10 protein-coding genes and 6 pseudogenes are annotated in these 19,040 nt (G+C 61.1%); 6 read left to right on the top strand and 10 right to left on the bottom strand.

Annotated elements, in window-relative coordinates; translation table 11 throughout:
- Positions 1-555: 555 nt before the first annotated feature.
- The 3 pseudogenes from KO516_RS13610 to istB form a co-directional block, all read left to right on the top strand.
- A pseudogene (locus KO516_RS13610) lies at positions 556-1,296 on the top strand (IS5 family transposase); the annotation flags it as partial.
- Positions 1,297-1,404: 108 nt separating this feature from the next.
- Positions 1,405-3,029, top strand: a pseudogene (gene istA, locus KO516_RS13615) (IS21 family transposase).
- A pseudogene (gene istB, locus KO516_RS13620) lies at positions 3,019-3,880 on the top strand (IS21-like element helper ATPase IstB). The pseudogenes istA and istB overlap by 11 nt, the downstream one beginning before the upstream one ends.
- Positions 3,881-3,951: 71 nt before the next feature.
- On the opposite strand, the pseudogene KO516_RS13625 reads toward istB, so the two are convergent.
- The 5 genes and pseudogenes from KO516_RS13625 to KO516_RS13645 all read right to left on the bottom strand — a co-directional run.
- Positions 3,952-4,278, bottom strand: a pseudogene (locus KO516_RS13625) (IS6 family transposase); the annotation flags it as partial.
- Between the two features lie 55 nt (positions 4,279-4,333).
- Complete coding sequence (locus KO516_RS13630; protein WP_216004338.1) at positions 4,334-5,119, bottom strand: heme ABC transporter ATP-binding protein; 786 nt, start codon at positions 5,117-5,119, stop codon at positions 4,334-4,336.
- A 3-nt stretch (positions 5,120-5,122) separates the two neighbouring features.
- A complete protein-coding gene (locus KO516_RS13635; protein WP_216004339.1) occupies positions 5,123-6,190 on the bottom strand; it encodes an iron ABC transporter permease in 1,068 nt (355 codons plus the stop codon).
- A gap of 1 nt (position 6,191) precedes the next feature.
- Positions 6,192-7,070 (bottom strand): hemin ABC transporter substrate-binding protein, encoded by an 879-nt coding sequence (locus KO516_RS13640; RefSeq protein WP_371742086.1) that lies wholly within the window; start codon positions 7,068-7,070, stop codon positions 6,192-6,194.
- Positions 7,067-8,122 carry a hemin-degrading factor gene (locus KO516_RS13645; RefSeq protein ID WP_216004340.1) on the bottom strand — a complete coding sequence of 352 codons (1,056 nt, stop codon included), beginning with the start codon at positions 8,120-8,122 and terminating at the stop codon, positions 7,067-7,069. Before KO516_RS13645 ends, KO516_RS13640 begins: the two co-directional genes overlap by 4 nt.
- Positions 8,123-8,548: 426 nt before the next feature.
- Between KO516_RS13645 and KO516_RS13650 the strand changes: the two genes are divergently transcribed.
- Positions 8,549-10,549 carry a TonB-dependent receptor domain-containing protein gene (locus tag KO516_RS13650; protein ID WP_216004341.1) on the top strand — a complete coding sequence of 667 codons (2,001 nt, stop codon included), beginning with the start codon at positions 8,549-8,551 and terminating at the stop codon, positions 10,547-10,549.
- Positions 10,550-11,132: 583 nt separating this feature from the next.
- On the opposite strand, the gene KO516_RS13655 is transcribed toward KO516_RS13650, so the two are convergent.
- The 3 genes and pseudogenes from KO516_RS13655 to KO516_RS13665 form a co-directional block, all read right to left on the bottom strand.
- A complete protein-coding gene (locus tag KO516_RS13655; protein WP_252737602.1) occupies positions 11,133-11,786 on the bottom strand; it encodes a DUF3047 domain-containing protein in 654 nt (217 codons plus the stop codon).
- A 235-nt stretch (positions 11,787-12,021) separates the two neighbouring features.
- Positions 12,022-12,459 (bottom strand): annotated as a pseudogene (locus KO516_RS13660) (IS5 family transposase); the annotation flags it as partial.
- Between the two features lie 195 nt (positions 12,460-12,654).
- The gene (locus KO516_RS13665) at positions 12,655-13,587 is read right to left on the bottom strand and encodes a LysR family transcriptional regulator (RefSeq protein WP_216004342.1); all 933 of its coding nucleotides are present in this window, start codon (positions 13,585-13,587) and stop codon (positions 12,655-12,657) included.
- A gap of 236 nt (positions 13,588-13,823) precedes the next feature.
- Between KO516_RS13665 and KO516_RS13670 the strand changes: the two genes are divergently transcribed.
- Positions 13,824-15,035, top strand: coding sequence for an MFS transporter (locus KO516_RS13670; RefSeq protein WP_216004343.1), 1,212 nt, complete (start codon positions 13,824-13,826; stop codon positions 15,033-15,035).
- A 186-nt stretch (positions 15,036-15,221) separates the two neighbouring features.
- A complete protein-coding gene (locus KO516_RS13675) occupies positions 15,222-16,241 on the top strand; it encodes an IS110 family transposase (protein ID WP_216004344.1) in 1,020 nt (339 codons plus the stop codon).
- 730 nt (positions 16,242-16,971) lie between these two features.
- Here the strand turns inward: KO516_RS13675 and KO516_RS13680 are convergent.
- Both KO516_RS13680 and KO516_RS13685 read right to left on the bottom strand, forming a co-directional pair.
- Positions 16,972-17,649, bottom strand: a complete 678-nt coding sequence (locus KO516_RS13680; RefSeq protein WP_216004345.1) for a VPLPA-CTERM sorting domain-containing protein — start codon at positions 17,647-17,649, stop codon at positions 16,972-16,974.
- 484 nt (positions 17,650-18,133) lie between these two features.
- Positions 18,134-18,834, bottom strand: a pseudogene (locus tag KO516_RS13685) (transposase); the annotation flags it as partial.
- Between the last annotated feature and the right edge of the window lie 206 nt (positions 18,835-19,040).

Here is a 19,040-nt window from a genome sequence, read left to right on the forward strand (position 1 = left end):
AGCCCAAAGGGCGCACTCCAGAACCGGTGGGAGATTGGTCAGTTTGGTCGCGGTTTGAGGTAATCCCCCAATGAAAGGCGGGGCATTGCTCCACCTCATCGACGTGGGACACGATCAGAAATTTGCGCAGCTTACGATGAAACTGCATGACGCTTCATTCATCCTAAACGTCCGCAAGTGCCGCCGAAAAAGCCCCGCTGGGAAATGATGCGAACGTTGCACGTGCCGGCCGATACCCCGTCCTGTGTCATATTGAGTGGATGGGCACGCAGAGCTTCATGGGCGGCTGCGTCGGGCAGCCGACCGAGGAATGACGCGAAATGCCTCACATTCCGGCTGTGCGCTTTTGCGACTTTTCGCACAGCCCGCGAATATTCATGCCCTCGATCATCCGCTGACGCAGCAGGGTGGTCTTCTCTTCCTTCATGGGAACCGCCTGTCTGAAGGTGGGAAAGACCCAAATCGTCAACTCAGAGGGGCCTGCGACCAGGCGATGTTGCAGAACTCTGCCGGTGTAGGATTCACATCGCGAATCCATGTGGTTAGATGGCCGGCATGAGTAAGCCATCACCCGCCCGCTACCGCACGACCAACTGGGCCACCTACAACGATGCGTTCAGGAAGCGCGGGTCGCTGTTGATCCACTGCCCGGCAGCCCATGCCTGCATGTGTGAGAGGGTGGTTGGACAAGGGCGTGAACTGGCTCGCGCCGCATGAGGGACGAGCGGGGAGGCCACCAGTTTTTTCGAACGCGGCGATCCAGTTTTGCCTGTCCACTGCTCGGCAGGGCATTTCACATCAATGTCCCGAGAGGGGATCAAGGTGCTGTTTAAGCTGCCGCTCCGGCAGACAACCGGGATGGAGGCCAGCTTGCTCAATTTGGCGGGGCTGGATTGGGAGGTGCCTGACGACACGACGCTTTGCCGAGTGCAAAAAGGCGTTGGCCGTCCAAATCCCGTATCGACGCACAGAAAGGCCGCTCAACTTGCTCGTGGACAGCACCGGGATCAAGTTCTTCGGTGACGGCGCGTGGCAAGCCCGCAAGCACGGTGTTCATGGCCGCCGTCGATGGCGTCAGGTTCACCTAGCGAAGGATGCTACGACCTCCGACATTCGGGCGGTAGAGTTTACACCCAGCCGAGACGGCGACAGCCCGGTCCTGCCAGACCTGTTGGAGCAAATCCTCGTTGGCGAGAACATCGGCACCAGAACGGCCCCCTGTCGGCCGATTGCTTCGAAGTCGCCTGCCGGGCAATGGATGGTGCCTACGACACAAGACGTTGCCATACAATGTTGGATGTCACTGAGACCTGACCCAGCGGCGATAGGAACTGTCACTGAGAATTGACCTATGTGGAACCCTCCCCCTGACGGGATTTGTCGGGGGTCTTTGGAGTGATGGACATGGATTTTTTGAGCGTCATTCGAGGGTGTGCACTACGGGACAAGATGCCCATCCGGGAGATTTCGCGGCGGATTGGACTGTCGCGCAATACCATCAGGCGCTACCTGCGGGCCGGGATAGTCGATCCCAAGTTCAACGTGCCGTCGCGGCCAAGCAAGCTCGACCCGTACGCGGAGAAGCTGTCGGTCTGGTTGCTGGCCGAACAGCGCAAGTCGCGCAAGGAGCGGCGGACGGCAAAGCAGATGCACGCGGATCTGGTTCAGCTGGGGTTCGACGGGTCCTACGAGCGGGTCTCGGCCTTTGTCCGCGCCTGGAAATCAGACCGGCAGCGGGCGCAGAGCACGACGGATCGCGGGACATTGTGCCCCTAGTGTTCAAGCCGGGCGAAGCCTTCCAATTCGATTGGAGCGAAGATTACGCGATCATCGGGGGTGAACGAACCAAGCTGCAGGTCGCGCACATCAAGCTTGCGCACAGCCAGGCCTTCCTGGTCAGGGCGTATTTGCTGCAGACACACGAGATGCTGTTCGACGCGCACTGGCATGCGTTCAGGGTCTTCGAAGGCGTTCCGGGCCGCGGGATCTACGACAGCGCGAATTGCGCGCCATTGGTTCAAGCGCAATGCGCGCGCGCACGGCGGTGGACCGCGTGGGCGTTGGCAAGAAGCGCGACGTGAATGCGCGCTTCATGGCGATGAGCAGCCACCACGTGTTCGAACCGGGCTTCTGCAATCCGGCTGCGGGATGGGAAAAGGGCCAGGTCGAGAAGAACGTCCGCGATGCGCGCAGCCGGATGTGGCAGGTGATGCCCACCTTCCCTGATCTTGATGCGCTGAACCGCTGGCTGGAAGAACGGTGCAAGGCGCTGTGGGCCGAGACCGCACATGGCGGCTTGGCTGGCAGCATCGCACAGGTCTGGGAAGCCGAGAAGTCTTGGCTGATGCCGTTGCCTACGGCGTTCGACGGCTATGTCGAGCAAAGCAAGCGGGTATCTCCGACTTGCCTCATCACGTTTGATCGCAATCGCTACTGCGTGCCTGCCAGCTTTGCGAACCGGCCCGTCAGCCTGCACATCTACCCCGAAAGGCTTGTTATCATGCTGGATACATTCGGCATGACGCCGAAGGGCACGTCGTCTGCGAGCACCAGCGCATCATTGCAAGGTCGCACCGGCACCCGGGCCGCGCCATCTATGACAGGCGCCATTGCCGTACCGTGCTCCAGCGCAAGCCCGATGCTCTGCGCAACGCCACCCCGTTTGTCGAGATGCCGGAGGGCTTTCGTGAGCTGCAGGATCAGATGCTGCGCAGGCCCGGCGGCGGTCGGGTCTCTTTCGCGGCATTCCTCCGGAATACCCTGTCGTGCATTGGATGGTGGACGTTCTGTCCTTGGTGTTGCCTCACGACGAACAGGTGGTTCTGCGCGCGGTGGACATGGCGCTGAAGTCCGGCGCGGCGATCAAGACCCACCTGCTGAACCTGTTGCGCAGGCTGGTGAGCGGCGCGTTATTCTAAAGGCCGGACGTAACGCCGCCACCGACCTTGACGCTGAGCAAGGAGCCCGAGGCCAATGTCGCACGCTACGATGGGCTGCGCACATCCGGAGGGAAACGCCATGCGTCATGATCCCGCCGGAGCTGCCATCGTCATCATGCTCCGCAGCCTGAAGATGCCAAGCATGGCGCAGGCCGTGCATGACCTCATGGAACAGGGCGCGCCTGCGTTCGACGCGGCGATCCCGATCCTGTCGCAATTGCTGAAGGCCGAAATGGCCGAACGTGAAGTGCGGCCCATCTCTTATCACATGAAGGCCGCGCGCTTCCCGGCCCACAAGAACCTGTCGGGCTTCGACTGCGCGGCCAGCGCGGCCCTCGTGCGGCAACTCCACCGATGCGAGTTGCTGGATGCCGCCGAGAACGTGGTCCTTATTGGCGGGCTCGGCACCGGGAAAAGCCATGTCGCGCCGGCTCTCGGCGTTCAGGCGATCGAGCATCACCGCAAACGCGTGCGCTTCTTCTCCACGGTCGAGCTGGTGAACGCGCTGGAACAGGAAAAGGCGCTGGGAAGGGCCGGGAAGAACGCCGAGGCGCTGGTGAAAACCGAATTGGTGATCCTCTCCTCTTGGACATGCGCAGCATGTGCTGCCGGGCAAGGGACGAACTCGGATACCTGCCGTTCAGCGCCTCGGGCGGTGCCTTGCTGTTCCACCTCCTCAGCAAACTCTATGAGCGCACCAGCGTCGTGATCACCATGAACCTGAGCTTCAGCGAATGGACCAGCGTCTTCGGCCTCTCTCGGGACATCGTTTCGCGATGCCCTGCCGGGCAGGGGACGCCAAGATGACCACCGCGCTCCTCGATCGCCTCACACACCGCTGCCACATCCTGGAGACCGGAAACGACAGCTATCGCTTCAAGGCCAGTTCGGAGACCGTGAAAAAGAACAGGAAGGAAACGCCACTGTTGACCCCGTCATGAGCCGAGCAACACGCTGACCGGCGCGTCAAATCTCGATGACAACGCCAGGTCAGTTCTCGGTCACATCCAACATCGAAACGCTTTGGCAGCATGAACTCAAGGGTTTGGTTGATGCCATCCACAGCTCGGTAGAGATAAGCCCAGCGACTTTATACTTTGATGTAGGTTTCATCGGCGCGCCAAGACGTGGCCGTCGGCCGCTTCCGTGCCTGCATCACTGCGGCGATCAGCGGAGAGTATTTCACCACCCAGCGATCCAGCGCGGCGTGGTCGACTGTAACGCCTCTCTCAGCGAGGGTTTCTTCGAGATCCCGATACGAGACCGCATCGCGTATGTAGAAGAATACTGCGTGCAGGATGACTGGATTCGGATAATGTGCGCCCTTGAAATCGCTCATGGATGCCGTTCCTTAATTCACCATGTCACGGCGCTGACATATCCTTGGAAGCGTGCTACAGAAAACTTTGCGAAAATGCCTGTGGCAGCACATAGGGACCGCTGGGTGGCGGAGTGCTCACGCGGAGGTTGCACCCATAGGCGCGCGATAGCAGGTCATCGCGCAGCAGCGCCTCTGGGCTGGCCTGTTCGAGCAGGCGCCCCTCGGCAAGGAGTGCGACGCTGTCGGCGAACATCGCCGTGAGGTTCAGATCGTGCATGATCGCCACTACCCCGCCGCCGGCGTCGGCAAAGTCCCGGGCGATCTGCATGACCTGCAGCTGATGCGCGATATCGAGGCTCGAGACTGGTTCGTCCAGGAACAGCCAGCGGGCCTCACCGGCCTCGACCGGCTCCCACACTTGGCACAAGACACGGGCAAGCTGAACGCGCTGCTGTTCGCCGCCGGACAGCTCTTGATAGGGACGGTTTGCGTAACCGCTCAGGCCGACCCGCGCCAGCGCGCGCGGCGTGAGATCGGCTGCACTGCCAGGACCTCGGCGGATCTGGCCCAGACCAACAACCTCGGCAACGGTGAAAGGAAACGCCAGCGGGGTGAATTGAGAGAGCACCGCGCGCCGCAGCGCCAGCCGCCAGACTGGGATCGTCGAGAGGTCCTCGCCGCCCAGCATAATGCGTCCCGCATAGTTCAGCTCGCCGGTCATGGCGCGCAGCAGCGTTGTCTTGCCCGATCCGTTGGGCCCGACAATGGCCGTCAGCGCGCCGGGGGCGGCGCGGAAGGTCACGCGGTCGAGGACGCGGCGGTGACCAAAGGCCACGGTGATGTCGCGGGCGTCGAGCATCGCTCAGATCTCCAGGTTGGCGCGGCGGCGCAGCAGGATCCACAAAAAGAACGGTCCGCCGACCACCGCCGTGATGATGCCGATGGGCAGTTCGCTGGGCGCGACGATACTGCGGCTGATCACATCGGCGATGAGCAGCAGGCTGGCCCCGAGCAGCGCAGAGTTGATCAGCAGTGCACGGTGTTCAGGGCCGGTGGCGAGCCGCAGCAGATGCGGCACGACGATGCCGACAAAGCCGATGCCCCCCGAAATCGCGGTGGCCGCGCCTACGGCGGCCGCGACAACGAGGATCGCCAAGGTTTTCAGCCGCTGCACCGGGATGCCCAGATGATGCGCCGCCGACTCGCCTAGGGCCAGCGCGTTCAATCCGCGCGCCAGAGCCGGGGCGGCGACGAGCGCCGTCAGCATCAAGGGCGCGGCATAAAGCGTCCTGCTCCACGATGACCCGGCGAGCGAGCCGAGGCTCCAGAAGGTCAGATCGCGCAGCTGCTGGTCGTCTGCGATGTAGATCAGCAGCCCGGAGAAGGCCGCCGTCATCGCGGCAAGAGCGATCCCGCCAAGTAGCATGGTGGCCACCGAGGTGCGCCCGCCGCGCGTCGCGATAAGGTATAGCACGCTGACCGAAAGCCAACTGCCCGCAAAGGCCATCACCGGCACCAGCGCTGGACCAAAGACCTCGGAAAGCCCCAGCGGCAAAAGCCCGCCCAGCACGATCGCCGAAATCGCGCCAAGCCCGGCACCGGCGCTGACCCCGACGAGGCCGGGATCGGCCAGCGGGTTGCGGAACAGCCCCTGCAGGACAGTCCCGGCCACGGCCAGAGACGCCCCCACCATCATGCCGGTCAGCAGTCGTGGAAGACGGATGTCCCACAGGATGATCCGCGTGCGCGCCTCGAGCTCGCGCCCGGCCAGAAGATCGCCGATTGCGGCGGGCAGCGACACGCCCGAAGCGCCCACGGCAAGGCTTGCCCAGGCGGTCGCCAGCAGCAGCGCCACCAGCACCCAAGTTGTAGAGCGCGCCAGTTTGCGCCGATCACCTGCCGCATGGGCGTCGGGGTGGATCGCAACCATGTCAGTCGCCTGCCAGCGCGTGCGCCAATTCTACGACCGCCTCGGCGGTGCGCGGTCCGAAGCCGAGCATCTTCATCCCATCCATGCGCAACACCGAGCGGGTCTCGCCAGCCGGGGTCGAGAGGATGGCGGGCTGCGCAAACAGGTCTTCGTCGCTGACGCCCATTTCTCCGCCACGCGCCATCATCAGGATCACGTCAGGAGCGGCGGCAATGATGGCCTCGTCGGACAGCGGCTTGTAACCCTCGAAGCCGGTGACGGCATTCACCCCGCCAGCAAGGCGAATGACCCCTTCTGCGGCGGTGTCGGTGCCGCCCGCCATGATGCGTCCGCCCTGCATCGACAGCACAAAGAGCACCCGGCGCGGCGCGGCCCCCGCTTCCTTGGCCGCGACCTCAGCCGCGTCATCCAGATCGGCGGCCACTTCCGCAGCGAGCGCCTCGCCTTTCTCGGGCACGCTCAGAACCTCGGCGACGCGGCGAATCTTGGTCAGCACGGCCTCGCGGTCATAGCCTGCGGGGATTTCCGCGAACTCGATGCTGGCGGCTTCGAGCAATTCGACGGCTTCGGGCGGGCCTGCGCCTTCTTCGGTGAGGATGAGCGAGGGGTTCATCGACAGCACACCCTCAGGCGACAGGCGTCGGATGTAGCCGATGTCGGGGAGTTGGCTCACCTCTTCGGGGAAATTCGACGTGGTGTCGCGGGCCACCAAGCGGTCCTGCTCGCCGAGGGCGTAAACGATCTCGGTCACCGAGCCGCCGATTGAGACAATGCGCTGCGGTTCCTGGGCCTGCAATGAACTGGCCATCAGCACGGCCAAGGCGACAGGGGCAAAACGCGCAACTCGGGCCGCCCACAGGCGCGAGAGCGCGGGTCTCACGACATCACCTCTTCGGGCGCGGCTTCGGGCAGGGTATCGGCGATGGCCTCGAACTCTGCCACGCGGTCCTGAGGTTTACGCACGCCGAAGATCTGCAGAATGATCCGGCCCTGTGCATCGAAGGCTTCTATCGACACCGCCATGCCGCGGCGCGTCGGCTTGCGGACTTCCCAGACCTCGGCGACATGATCGCTGCGCAGATGCATGTCAAAGCCCGGGTCCAGCACGTTTAGCCACGGCCCCATCATCTTGATATTGGTGACCGGACCGGAGTGAATCTGGATGCAACCCTGATTGCCGACGAAGATCATGACGGGAACCTGTTTCGCCGAAAGCTCGGTGAACAGGGCCTCAAGGCTTTGTGGTGCGACAGGGCGCACGTAGGGTGACCCGGCAATGCGGTAGGCACCAAGCCGGTTCATCTTCAGGCGGTGGACCATCGTCAGGAACTGGTGGGTGTCGGTCAGCTTGTCCCAGTTCGCGCGCAAATCGTCTGCGCGGTCGGGCCGGGACGTCGCGGGCTCCGGTGCCTCGCGCGGTTCAGTCTGCAGCGTGTCGTTTTGGGCCTCGAGCGCGAGGTCTGCCACCACCGCCTCCCATGCGCCGTGCTCCGAGCCCTCGCGCATGTGGATCTTATGCACCGCATCACCCGCGGCATCGAATACCAGCAGCGCCCGGCGGCGGCCTTTTTCGGTCTGCTGGTCAAGGGCAAAACCATGCACCCAGTGGCGCGGGAAGAGGCGCAGATCGATCTCTTCGTTGAGCACCATCGAGGCGTGCTCACCGGAATGGTAATTGGCGTAGCGACCGACCTTTTCATGCACGCATGATGGGGTCCGGGTCAGCGCCATGACCTCGCCCAGCTTTTCAGCAGCGGTCATCAGCCTGTCTGGATCGGCAGTAATCCGGGTGACACCGTGGCCGACATGCGCGGCCATAAGCTGCGCTTCGCTGATGCCAAGCTGCTCGGCCAGATCGCGTTCGCGAAGGTTGGATTTTTCGATGCGCGCGGTGCGGATGTCCTGCGCGGATAGTGGCGGGTTCTGAGCCATCAAGTCACTCCTGGCCTTGGGGGGAGAGGTGTCTGGCTCGCACCCGCAGGTGCAATGGCTGGAGCAAGGGTATGCGTTTATTCCTGATGTATCTACTCAGGTAAGCGCGAGGACGCAAGAACTGTCGTCGATGTCCCCGCGGGCATGCCAGAGATTGGCGCGTAGTGACGCGGCAGGAAGGCGGGATCAAATTCTTGACTAAATTACTTGACTTTCGGTTCTGGCCTGACCTAACCCTCTGAAAGCGCCAGCTGACAGCGTTCAGGACGACAGTTCCGAACGCATGTGCAAGCGAGATCTCCAAAACCAAAAAAACCGAGCGGCCAGCCCAGCTGATGCCGTTCGATAACGAGTGTGCCGTCGCGTCGCGACAGGCGAGGGCCAGAGCGCGCCTTGGCGTCGGCGAAGGGACAAGGACGGATAACGATGAGACTTGCTGCAACTTACCGATGCGCAACCGCAATGGCGCTGGCGATGGCTGTAACCGGAACGAGCGCCGTGGCGCAGGAGACGGAAGAGGGCGACGATCTGTACCTCGGGCGCATCGTCCTCGGCTATACCGCAGACGGCACGCCGGCCTACGCGGGGGAAAACACCTCGCACCTTGAGGGCAATGCCGTGACCGCGCAGGGGGGCACGGCAACGGTGGATGATGTGATCCGCCAAACGCCCGGCGCGTCGACGCGCCTGAACCCGGGCCAGCCCGGTGTTGCCGTGTCGATCCGCGGGCTTCAGGGGCAGGGCCGGGTCGCGATGACCGTCGAGGGGGTGCCGCAGAACTTCCGCTTCAATGGGCACGCCTCGGAGGGCTACGCGAATTTTGAACCGCTGTTCCTGCAGGGCATCGACATCACCCGCGGCGCGGTGGTGACCGCGGGCGGCAGTGGCTCCGCCGGTGGGGCGAATTTCCGGCTGATCGACGCAGAGGACATCGTTGATGGTCAGGGCGCCGGTGGCCGCGTCAAGCTGAGCTATGGCGACAATGGCGATGACTTCGGGCGCATGGGGGCCGCCGCTTATGTGGGTGAGCGTGGTTCGGTGCTGGCGGCCTATGCAAGGGCCACCGCCGATGCTTTTGAGGATGGCGCAGGCAACACGGTCGACAACACCGACAAAGATCGCGACAGCTATATGCTGCGCGGCCGTTATGAGCTGACCGAGACCCAGAGCCTAGAGCTTCTGGTGACCCGGATGAACGCGGATTACGCCTCCAACTCCTACTATCAGGAGATGACGACCGACCTCTACAAGCTGGGCTACACGCTCGACTACAGCCCGGCGATCAACCTGACCGCGAACCTCTATCGCTCGGTCACCGACAATGAATACACCGGCTCGATCGACGGCACCGGCTCTTATGTCGGACGCCAGATGCAGACCATCACCACCGGGCTCGACGTCACCAATGTCAGCGAGCTTGCGCTCGGGGGCTGGAGGCTCAGCTCGACCAATGGCTTCGAGTATTACGAAGACGTGCTGGGCGGCGCAGAAGGGGGTGCGAACCCAACCTACGGTGAAGCGAAGAACCTTGGCATCTTCTCCGAGAACACGTTCTCGAACGGTCCGTGGGAAGTCACCGCCGCGCTGCGCTACAGCGACTACAGCCTGACGGGTCACCTCGACAACGAACTGGAGTCGGGCGATGTCGATATCGACGAGACGTCTTTCGATCCGAAACTGACGCTGGCCTATCGGGTCAACGACTGGCTGCAGCCCTATGTCTCTTACTCGCGAAGCAGCCGGGCGCCGTCGTTGCAAGAGACCCTGCAGGAAAGCTTCCACGGCTACGGCGTCTTCAACCTCTATCTCGGGCCGAACCCCGATCTCGAGACCGAGACCTCTGAGGGCGGCGAAATCGGTGTCAATATCGCGCGCCATGATTTGCTGACCGCCGGGGATCGCCTCACTGCGCGCGTCGCTTACTTCAAGATGAACGTCGAAGACTACGTCGCCTACGTCACGGAGGACACGTATACCTCTCTTGGGGCGACGACGCTTGCATATTACGACAATATTGACGGCACGACGGTCACGCAGGGTCTCGAACTTGAGGTCGCTTACGACTCCGAACTGTGGTCGGGTGCGCTCTCTTACACCAATTCGGACTCGACACCGCCGTCGGGCTATGAGGGCTACGAGCTTCAACCGCCCGAGACGTTCTCGACGACGCTGGCACGTCACTTCATGAATGGCAAACTGACCACCGGCGCGACCTACAGCTATACGGCCGCCGGGGTTTCGATCGACAGCGAAGAGAAAAGCGATGCTTACGGGCTGTGGGATATCTTCGCGAGCTATGAGCCGAGCGACAATCTTCTGATCACCGCCAAGGTGGCGAACGTCGGAGACGAGGAATATCTGCCCTACGCCGCAACCGCCAATGGCCCTGGGCGCACATATTATCTGGGGCTCCAGATGACTTTCTGAGTCAGGCCCGAGCAGTAGTCAGGTCCGCTTGGCTGTGGAAGGCACGCCGCAGCCGAGGGGATAACGGCCAGCAAGAGACCCGATGCCTCAACCCTCGGGGCGCAACGGGTCCATGGCCAAGACCGGCCGGGACGTTGGAAAGTGTGGGCAGAATTTACCCCGGCCGTCAAACTGGAAGCGACCCGTTACTCTCGGGTCGCTTCATTGCTTTCAGTGCGATGGCCGCCCCACCCAACCTCCCGAAGTCGGCTTCAACGGCAACGGACGATCCGGGCAATGTCTGCGCTGCGTGCGCCAGTGACGCCGCCATCTCTTTTGCCATCCGTTCATCGAAAAGAGCGGCCTAGATGTCACATCCCGGATGATTGCAGGCCCGTTTTCTGACCAGGTCGGGTCTGTCGTGTTGCCATTCCTTCAGGGCGGCGATGGGAGGGTAATCCCCCCGAAATTTAGTGGTGTTCAGAAGAAGAGGGCACCGCGATTTTTGACCATTTTCGTGAACGAGAAGCGGTGCAGTTGGTGTGAGGCGGGAGGGAGGTAGTCGGTTGTAGCTTGGTGCCTCGGGCGGTCACATCATCAACGCCTATTCTAGCCACAGGTCTCCGATCGCGGCTCTGATGGCGCTATTTGTATCGTCACTGTCGCCCGATACGGCCAGCCCGACGAGCGCACCCTTGTTGCCTCCGAAGGCGCGGGAATAATCTGCCGCCAGGTCGACACTCTCGCGATGCGATCCGATTCCAGCTTGCCTCAACGCAATGGTTACACCCTGACCCGGCGGGCCATAAGGTGAGCGAATGATCTCGCCCTTTGCGTGATCTCCCCCCCAAGTATATTGCATGATCCGCACATCATCATTTCCAAGCAGGCTACGGATGTTGGCGCCCTCAAGCTCCGGCGCCATGCGTTCGGGCACGAAAACAAAGTAGAGCGAGATATTCCGATCATCGCCGCCCTTCTGCGCAAGGTTTGTTGCCGGAACGGACTGGTCCACCGTCCAGGTCCATGATGCGCTCGAGGTGCCCCAATCCGCCTGTGGCAGACGCGTCCAGGCGATCGACACCGATCCTTTGGAAATTAGGCTGAGGTTGGTACCAAACCGATAATCGTTGGAGCTGAACAACGACAAACGTTGCTCCTGCCAACCATTGCCAAAGCTGATATTTCCGGCCGAGGCCGTTGTCGCTTGAGCCAGGAGAAGGGTGAGTAGCAGTGCAGGGCGCATGGGGTCTTCCATATGACAACTCCGCTTAACCTATCGCGTTACCGATGGGTGCAAAGGGGAAGAACACCGACCTGACGAAAATGTCAGGCGGTCGAGAAGCGTCGCAGTATGATCCTGACCCGAAATTGCCCCTTCATCCCTGCACGAATTGATCCCGGCTGGTGTTTGCGACGATCGGCTCAAGATGAGCAATCCCCTGCGGCGTACAGGGAAATCGGATTTCGCGAGGCATGGTTCCCGAGTTCGGCCAGACACGTCGTTTTGGGCCGCCATGCTTGCGCGTGTTCCATTCGCCTTCCCTTTCAACCTTGATGCCGGTGCTGTCTATCAGAAGATGTAGCGGGCCCTTCGAGCCGCGATACGCAATGTTGACCGCAAGCGTCCTTTGGCGGCGGCAGATGGTGCTGAAGTTACAGACGTTCCAATTGAGGCCCGTCAGCCGAAGCAGGCTTTTCACAAAGCCCGTCGTCTGACGCAGGGCCATCCCTAACAGCACCTTCATCGTCAAACAGGTCTGGATGGCAGCGTCACTGAATGTCCGCGACCTGCCCTTCTTGCCGGAAGGTTCAGCATCCCAGTTCATCTCGGGATCGAACCAGATCGTCAGTGATCCGCGGCGCTTGAGCGCCGCGTTATAATCAGCCCAACTCGTCGTCTTATAGCTAGGTGATGTCGGTTTGCTCATGAGGGCCAGCCACCACACTGGAGTCACGACATGCATCCCTCCTGGATTGGTGCAATACAGCCGCTTTGGGGGACAAATTGCAGTTCGCGGCATGGGCTGCCGAACGGCCGATTTGAGACCGATGTCAAACTGAGTTCGGTAAACGACTGAGCGCAAAGGTTCTAAGCCCTTCCCGTTACACCACATAATTTTCGGTCAAGTCGAAGCGCGGCGGGGTCCGGTTTCCATGGCCGCGCAAATGGCTTTTCGTTCTTCCTTCACCAGCGCCACAAAAGCTTGCGTCGTTGCTTCACTACGACTGCCGAGATAGTGCAGCTGGAGCGGGATAGGGGCTGTTTCTTCGGTTAAAAAGCACGAGACACACCCGTCTGTATCCAGATGTCGAATACAGGCCGGGGCAAGCGAGACGCCAAGGCCCGAGCCGACTGCCGTTAGCACGGCTTGCATCGAATTGGCTTGGGCGACGATTTTCGGTGAGAACCCAGCGCGGAGGCAGGCGCTAACCACCTGATCGAACAGATCCGGGGCACCCTCGCGTTTGAACAAAACGAAGGAACAGCTCGACAAGGCGCTGAGCGAAACGCAGGGACGTGACACAAGCGCGCTTCCTTCCGGCAAGAAGGCCACGAGACGGTCGGAATAGATATTCAGACTTTCGAGATAGTCCGGCGCCGAAGCGGGAAGGGGGCGGGACAAGGCGACGTCCAATTGCCCGGCCTCCAGGGCTTCGATCTGCTCGGCGGCCGTCATTTCGGCAAGCGAGACCTGCACCTGCGGATGGGTTTTTGTGAAGTTTCGAACGAGGCTGGGCAAAAATCCCTGCGCGGCTGAACTAAGAAAGCCGATCCGAAGCTGACCCAACCGGCCTTCGCCAGCCCGTTGCACAAGATGCCGGGCGCGTTCTTCGTGGGCGAGTATCTCACTCGCCTCGCGTAGAAGGATTTCTCCGGCGGTGGTGATCCTGACTTCGCGGGTGGAACGCCAGAACAGGCGCACGCCCAGTTCATCCTCCAGATCGGATATCTGCCGACTTATCGCGGGTTGCACCGTGTTCAGCGCGCGCGCGGCGGCGGAGAAGCCTTTGAGGTTGGCCACGGTGACAAAGGTTCTGAGGGTTCTGATCTCCATCGGGTGACTTATACTCTGAATGTATAACTGAAATCAATTATTAGCATTTCCCTTATGTATCGGCGCCGATTACATCGACCCTCACATCACAAGGCCACGCCAAACGGCCGCTTAGACATTTCAAAGGCGGCGCATGTCGCAGACACTCGACCTTCCCTGCCAAACTCCCGTCGCCGCAGGCGATGATCGCGAAACTGTCCTGAAAGCTGTTTGAGCCCGAAGCAGAAAGCAATGCAATGTCCGACACATCCACGCCGACGCCCCTGTCGCGGCCGCTTTTGCTGCTGATGGCGACAGCCATCGCGGCGACGGCGGCAAATCTTTACTATAATCAACCTCTTCTCCCCTCGATTCAGCAATCACTCGGGCTCGATGACGGGGCGGTCGGGCTTGTCCCCTCGGCCACGCAGCTGGGCTATGCGGCCGCTATCCTGTTCATTTCGCCCTTGGGTGACGTGATGAATCGCCGAAGCCTCATCGGATATCTGTCGATTCTGCTGACGCTGTCGTTGCTTGCCGTTTTTGTGGCTCCCGGGTTTTTCGTTTTGATAATTGCGTTCTTTGCCGTGGGGCTGGGCGCGAACATCACACAACAACTTTTGCCGATCGGGGCGTCACTTGCGCCACCTGCGCGCAAGGGCGCGATAATGGGCACGTTGATGACCGGCCTGACCATAGGGATCCTTTTGTCTCGCACGGTCAGCGGGACCATCGCGGAGTATTTCGGCTGGCGCGCCGTGTTTCTGGTGGCCGCAGCAATGGCGGCCCTGTTCGGCGTTCTGCTCCGCATGAACCTGCCGGACAACAAGCCCAAGGTATCGCTCAGCTATCCCGCGCTGATCGTGTCGATGTTCGGGCTTTTGCGCAAACACCGCTTGCTGCGCGAAAGTGCGTTGACCGGCGCGCTTTGGTTTGCCGCATTCAACGCACTGTGGGCGACGCTTGCCATCCATGTCACCGGAGAGCCGTTCGACTACAGCGTTCAGCAAGCGGGACTGTTCGGTCTGGTCGGCATGGCGGGCATCTTCGGTGCGAAGCTGGCCGGTCGGCTTGTCGATACGCATGGCCCTGCGCGGATCATCGCCGTGGCTCTTGGTCTGGTGGTGGCCTCCTTCGCGGTGCTCGCAATCTGGGGTGACAGTATGGCGGGCCTTGTGAGCGGTATTATCTTGCTGGATCTTGGCGTCTTCGGTGCTCAGATCCCGAACCAGGTGAGGGTTTTCTCGATCGACCCCAACGCGCAAAGCCGGATGAACGCCGTTTACATGCTGGGCTACTACATTGCCGCAGCACTTGGGTCTGCGGTGGGTGTCAAGGTGATGAGCGTCGCCGGATGGCACGGCATGGCCATGTTCGGTCTCGCTCTGGCCAGTCTTGGACTGGTGCATCATCTGTGGCACCAATTCAGTCTGCCCGGGCGTGCGACGAGCAGCCGCGAACATTCCTGAAGGCGGGAGTCGGTGCTGTCGATCCGGGGGCCTGCTGGTTCTTGCCTCCGGGTCGATACAGACGCTCCGCCATTGTCTTTCAGTCTTGGGCGGCTCGAGAGCAGATGGGGTGGATGGCTCCCGCTCCCGGCGTCGTATTGCGCCATACTGCAGGTGTCAGAATCTGCGATCGAGAGGAGCCACCCCATGCAAGTTGCCACTGTCGGCCTCGATTTGGCCAAAAGCGTCTTTCACGTCCATGGATTGGTTGAGGACGGACAAGTCGCGTTCAACCGGCCTTTGCGTCGGGCGCAAGTCCTGCCGTTCTTCCAGCGCCTGTCGCCCTGTCTCATCGGCATCGAAGCTTGCGCATCGAGCCACCATTGGGAGCGGGAGCTTTCGAAGCTTGGGCATACCGTCCGGCTGATGCCGCCGATGTACGTCAAACCCTACGTGAAGCGCGGCAAATCCGACGCTGTCGATGCAGAAGCGATCTGTGAAGCGGTCACGCGGCCCACGATGCGGTTCGTCGAGATCAAGTCCGAAGACCAGCAGGCGCTTCTTTCGCTGCATCGCGCCCGGGACTTCGTCGTGCGCCAGCGCACCCAGTTGATCAACATGCTGCGGAGCCTGGCAGCAGAGTTCGGGATCACCATCGCCCGGGGCGTCGCGCGGGCGATCGAATTTGCAAAGACCGTCATCGACGGCAAGCAGCCCGGATTGTCCGAGCTGGCGCAAGACGTTCTGCGCGTTCTCAGCCGTCAGCTGGTCGATCTGCACAACCGCCTCGGCTGGTACGAGACCATGTTGCGTATCCACGCCCGCGTCAGTCGGCAGGCCCAACTCCTGCAGACCATTCCCGGTGTCGGGCCAGTGACGGCATCCGCGGTGGCAGCGACAATCGGGTCCGGACGCCAGTTCAAGAGTGGCCGAGAGTTTGCCGCATGGTTGGGGCTAACACCGCGCAACCACTCCAGCGGCGGCAAGGAGCGATTGGGAAAGATCACAAAGATGGGCGATCGGTATTTGCGCCAGCTCATCGTTGTCGGAATGACGTCGCGCGTGCGGCAGGTCGCCAACCATCCCGAGCGCGCGGATCCCTGGCTGACGAACCTCCTGCAGCGAAAGCCCGCCCGGCTTGCCACCGTCGCCATGGCAAACAAGACTGCGCGGATCATGTGGGCCGTGCTGACCAGAGACGAGCCCTACAAACCGCACGCGGCGTAGGTCGGCGCGCATCCACGAGATAGCAAGACCAACGATGTGATGGTGTACCATTCAGCCGCAACGATCAGGACGCTCCGCCGAATGTCCCGGGCCCCATTGCCCGCAAAGCAGATAGGAACCTGATCTGCGAATCCCATCAGGGCCAGCGGTGATGACCGCGCAAACAGACCGGACACAAGACCGCTTCTGAAAAGGTACACGCAATCTCATTTAAGCCTTGCTATGCGGGAGCCATCCACACAGGTCATTCGCCAGAGCCATTCGCCGCGTTCAACGGTAAGCACCAAGACTTTTGCAGGCCCTGCTGCCTGCGCGTAGGCTCCGTCCTCAGGCTTCGCAGCATTCGATACCTCGGGCTCACTGCCGACCTCGGAGGCCGCGCAGCGTTCCCATGTTGAAGTGCCGTGGCAACGTCGGGTTGCCGTTGTGGGAGGACGTGGCCTGAAAACACAAGGCGCTTCAGTTCACGTGCTTATGCCACGCCTGCGGATGATACGGGTGCGTCATCTCGTCAAACGGTTTCGCAGCATTGCCCTGTTTCGGAGAAGGCTGACTTAATCGAAATTGCTTGGAGCCGATGTGACCTGACCGACAGCGAGAGACGCCGTGGAAGGCCCTAGTCGGCGCCATTCTCAGTGGCTCGTTGCAGCCTCACCCGTTCTTAACGAAAAAAAAGGAGCGCATGATGCGCTCCTTTGTCAAATCGAAGATCAGGTTATCTCCGGTTTTCTCAGGACTTGCGAGACCGTCTTGACGCCACGCCCATAGTTGCCATCGCGGCGATCATCAAAAGGCCAGCCGCCGGAAGCGGAACCGGCGCGATCGGCGTGGTGACCGTTGCGCTGGCAAGTGAAATGTTGCCACCATCGATCAGCAAGTTACGCGACGAGCTGTTAGAGTCACGATTGTCGACGATCGTGAAGGAGAAATCCAGAACCGATGTGTTCGAAATTCCGATGATCGCAGCGACAGATGACTGCTCGTCGGTGAGTTCACCATTCAGGCCGTCTTGACCTTTGACGGCGGGCGCGTCGACTGCAGAAAAGGTCACGGAACCAGATCCGGACGTGACGTCAAGTGCCGTGGTCTCGGTTACCGTATAGGTCAGCTCACTTGCAGCATCGGCATAGACAGTTACGGTTTCGTACCAACTCCCTGTCGGATCGTAGCCGTCGATGTCATAGAATGCTAACGTCCAATCGTAATCCACGCCCGGATCGTAAAGGGATTCGAAGCCGTCACCGACAGTCGAATCAAAGAGCGACAGAGTCAGATTGACCGTGCCAGCGTTGGTGTTTACCCGGATGTCGTCATCGACAGACCCGTTTTTCGAGGCATTTCCGGACACAAAGCTGCTGTCACTTGTCAGTGTCGCGTTGATGCCGTCCGCGACATTGTAATAGCTCATTACCCCAGTCGACGCAAAATCCGACTGAATCGAGTCTCCAAAGTTCAGAGTGATGGCGGACGCAATGCACGGGGCAACGCTAAGGGCGGCAGCCAAAATCGTCGCTTTGGTGGGAAACCTCGTGGCAATTTTCGACTTTCGCCCCCGAGCGATCTGATAATCCGGGGCACGACACAATTCATTCGAGCGCATTATTCTACCTAAATTTATGTTAATCGACATTCCCTATATGGCTTGCCGCTTGATGACAATATTATATTTTTCGCTTTCTAATCAAGTGCTTTGAATCCGGGACGGTTCTTGCATCGGGCAGAACGGTGTTGTTGCGCAACACATGCCAGAGGCATGATGGCCCTTTCCCCGTGGGCGTCATGCCACGCGGACGGTTTTAGCGGTGCCGAGTGCAGTGAAGCGGACGCGGATCTGGATTTCCGCGGTTTGTCCATTGCCGTGCAGGCGATTGCGAAGCAATCTGGCGAGAGGGGGCGGTCACGATGCCAATCTCTTTGCCTTCGGGGATCTGGTAGAGCAATTCCGGCAGAACAGGACCGTCACCATCGCTGCTGGGAGTGAATGCCACAGCGCGGACATCAGGCGTGGCGGCAGGCATGGCTAGATGCACCTTACGCCATTGGCGTCAGCCCTGAACACCGTGCTTGCCGGCTTGCCATTCTCCGTCGCCGAGAAACTTGATGCCGCTGCTGTCCGCTGCACGACAGGGTATTGCACTGCAATGCCCGAGGGGGGATTCGCAGGTTCAGGGGGCCATCGGCGCGCCAATGCGGGATCTGAGCGGCGAGCGTTCGGTGGACTTGCGCGGCCCCACTCGTGCCACGGTCCCAGCTCACTCTGCGGACGGCGCAGGGCCGTGTCGTTCGGCACTGTCCAGTTCAGGCTCGCCAACTTCAGCAAGCTGGCAACCATCCCGGTGGTTTGTCGGAGCGGGGCCTGAACGGGACCTTGATCGTCAGACAGAACTGGATCGCCGCATCCGAGAACACTGCGGGGCGAGCGGGCCTGCCGTCATGCGGCGCGAGCCAATTTATGCTCTTGTCCAACCACCCTCTCACACATGCTGGCATGTGCTGCCGGGCAGTGGACCAGCACCGACCCGCGCTTCCTGAGCACATCGTTGTAGTTGGACCAGTGCGCCGTGTGGTAGCGGGCGGGTTCTGGCTTGCTCATGCACATGGGGTAATCGTGGGAAGGAGCCGCCCCGGTCGACGGCTGATCGGGTTATGGAAGGTAGCTGTTCCTCGATATGAGGAAAGTACGGGCTCACGGCAGATACGAGGCCGCATCGATCATCCTGACCGCGTCTCAGTTGAAAACAAATTGCGCAGATGGGGTCTCAGGCTGGGCGAAAGGGTCTGACCTGCCCCCTGCTGGTG

The sequence above is a fragment of the Citreicella sp. C3M06 genome (genome assembly GCF_018860705.1).
Taxonomy (GTDB): domain Bacteria; phylum Pseudomonadota; class Alphaproteobacteria; order Rhodobacterales; family Rhodobacteraceae; genus Salipiger.

What these genes read in the sequence shown, in the direction of transcription:
- KO516_RS13630 (WP_216004338.1), bottom strand. Translation starts at nt 5,119, where the DNA reads ATGCTCGACGCCCGCGACATCACCGTGGCCTTTGGTCACCGCCGCGTC.
- KO516_RS13635 (WP_216004339.1), bottom strand. Translation starts at nt 6,190, where the DNA reads ATGGTTGCGATCCACCCCGACGCCCATGCGGCAGGTGATCGGCGCAAA.
- KO516_RS13645 (WP_216004340.1), bottom strand. Translation starts at nt 8,122, where the DNA reads ATGGCTCAGAACCCGCCACTATCCGCGCAGGACATCCGCACCGCGCGC.
- KO516_RS13650 (WP_216004341.1), top strand. Translation starts at nt 8,549, where the DNA reads ATGAGACTTGCTGCAACTTACCGATGCGCAACCGCAATGGCGCTGGCG.
- KO516_RS13655 (WP_252737602.1), bottom strand. Translation starts at nt 11,786, where the DNA reads ATGGAAGACCCCATGCGCCCTGCACTGCTACTCACCCTTCTCCTGGCT.
- KO516_RS13665 (WP_216004342.1), bottom strand. Translation starts at nt 13,587, where the DNA reads ATGGAGATCAGAACCCTCAGAACCTTTGTCACCGTGGCCAACCTCAAA.
- KO516_RS13670 (WP_216004343.1), top strand. Translation starts at nt 13,824, where the DNA reads ATGTCCGACACATCCACGCCGACGCCCCTGTCGCGGCCGCTTTTGCTG.
- KO516_RS13675 (WP_216004344.1), top strand. Translation starts at nt 15,222, where the DNA reads ATGCAAGTTGCCACTGTCGGCCTCGATTTGGCCAAAAGCGTCTTTCAC.
- KO516_RS13680 (WP_216004345.1), bottom strand. Translation starts at nt 17,649, where the DNA reads ATGAGCTATTACAATGTCGCGGACGGCATCAACGCGACACTGACAAGT.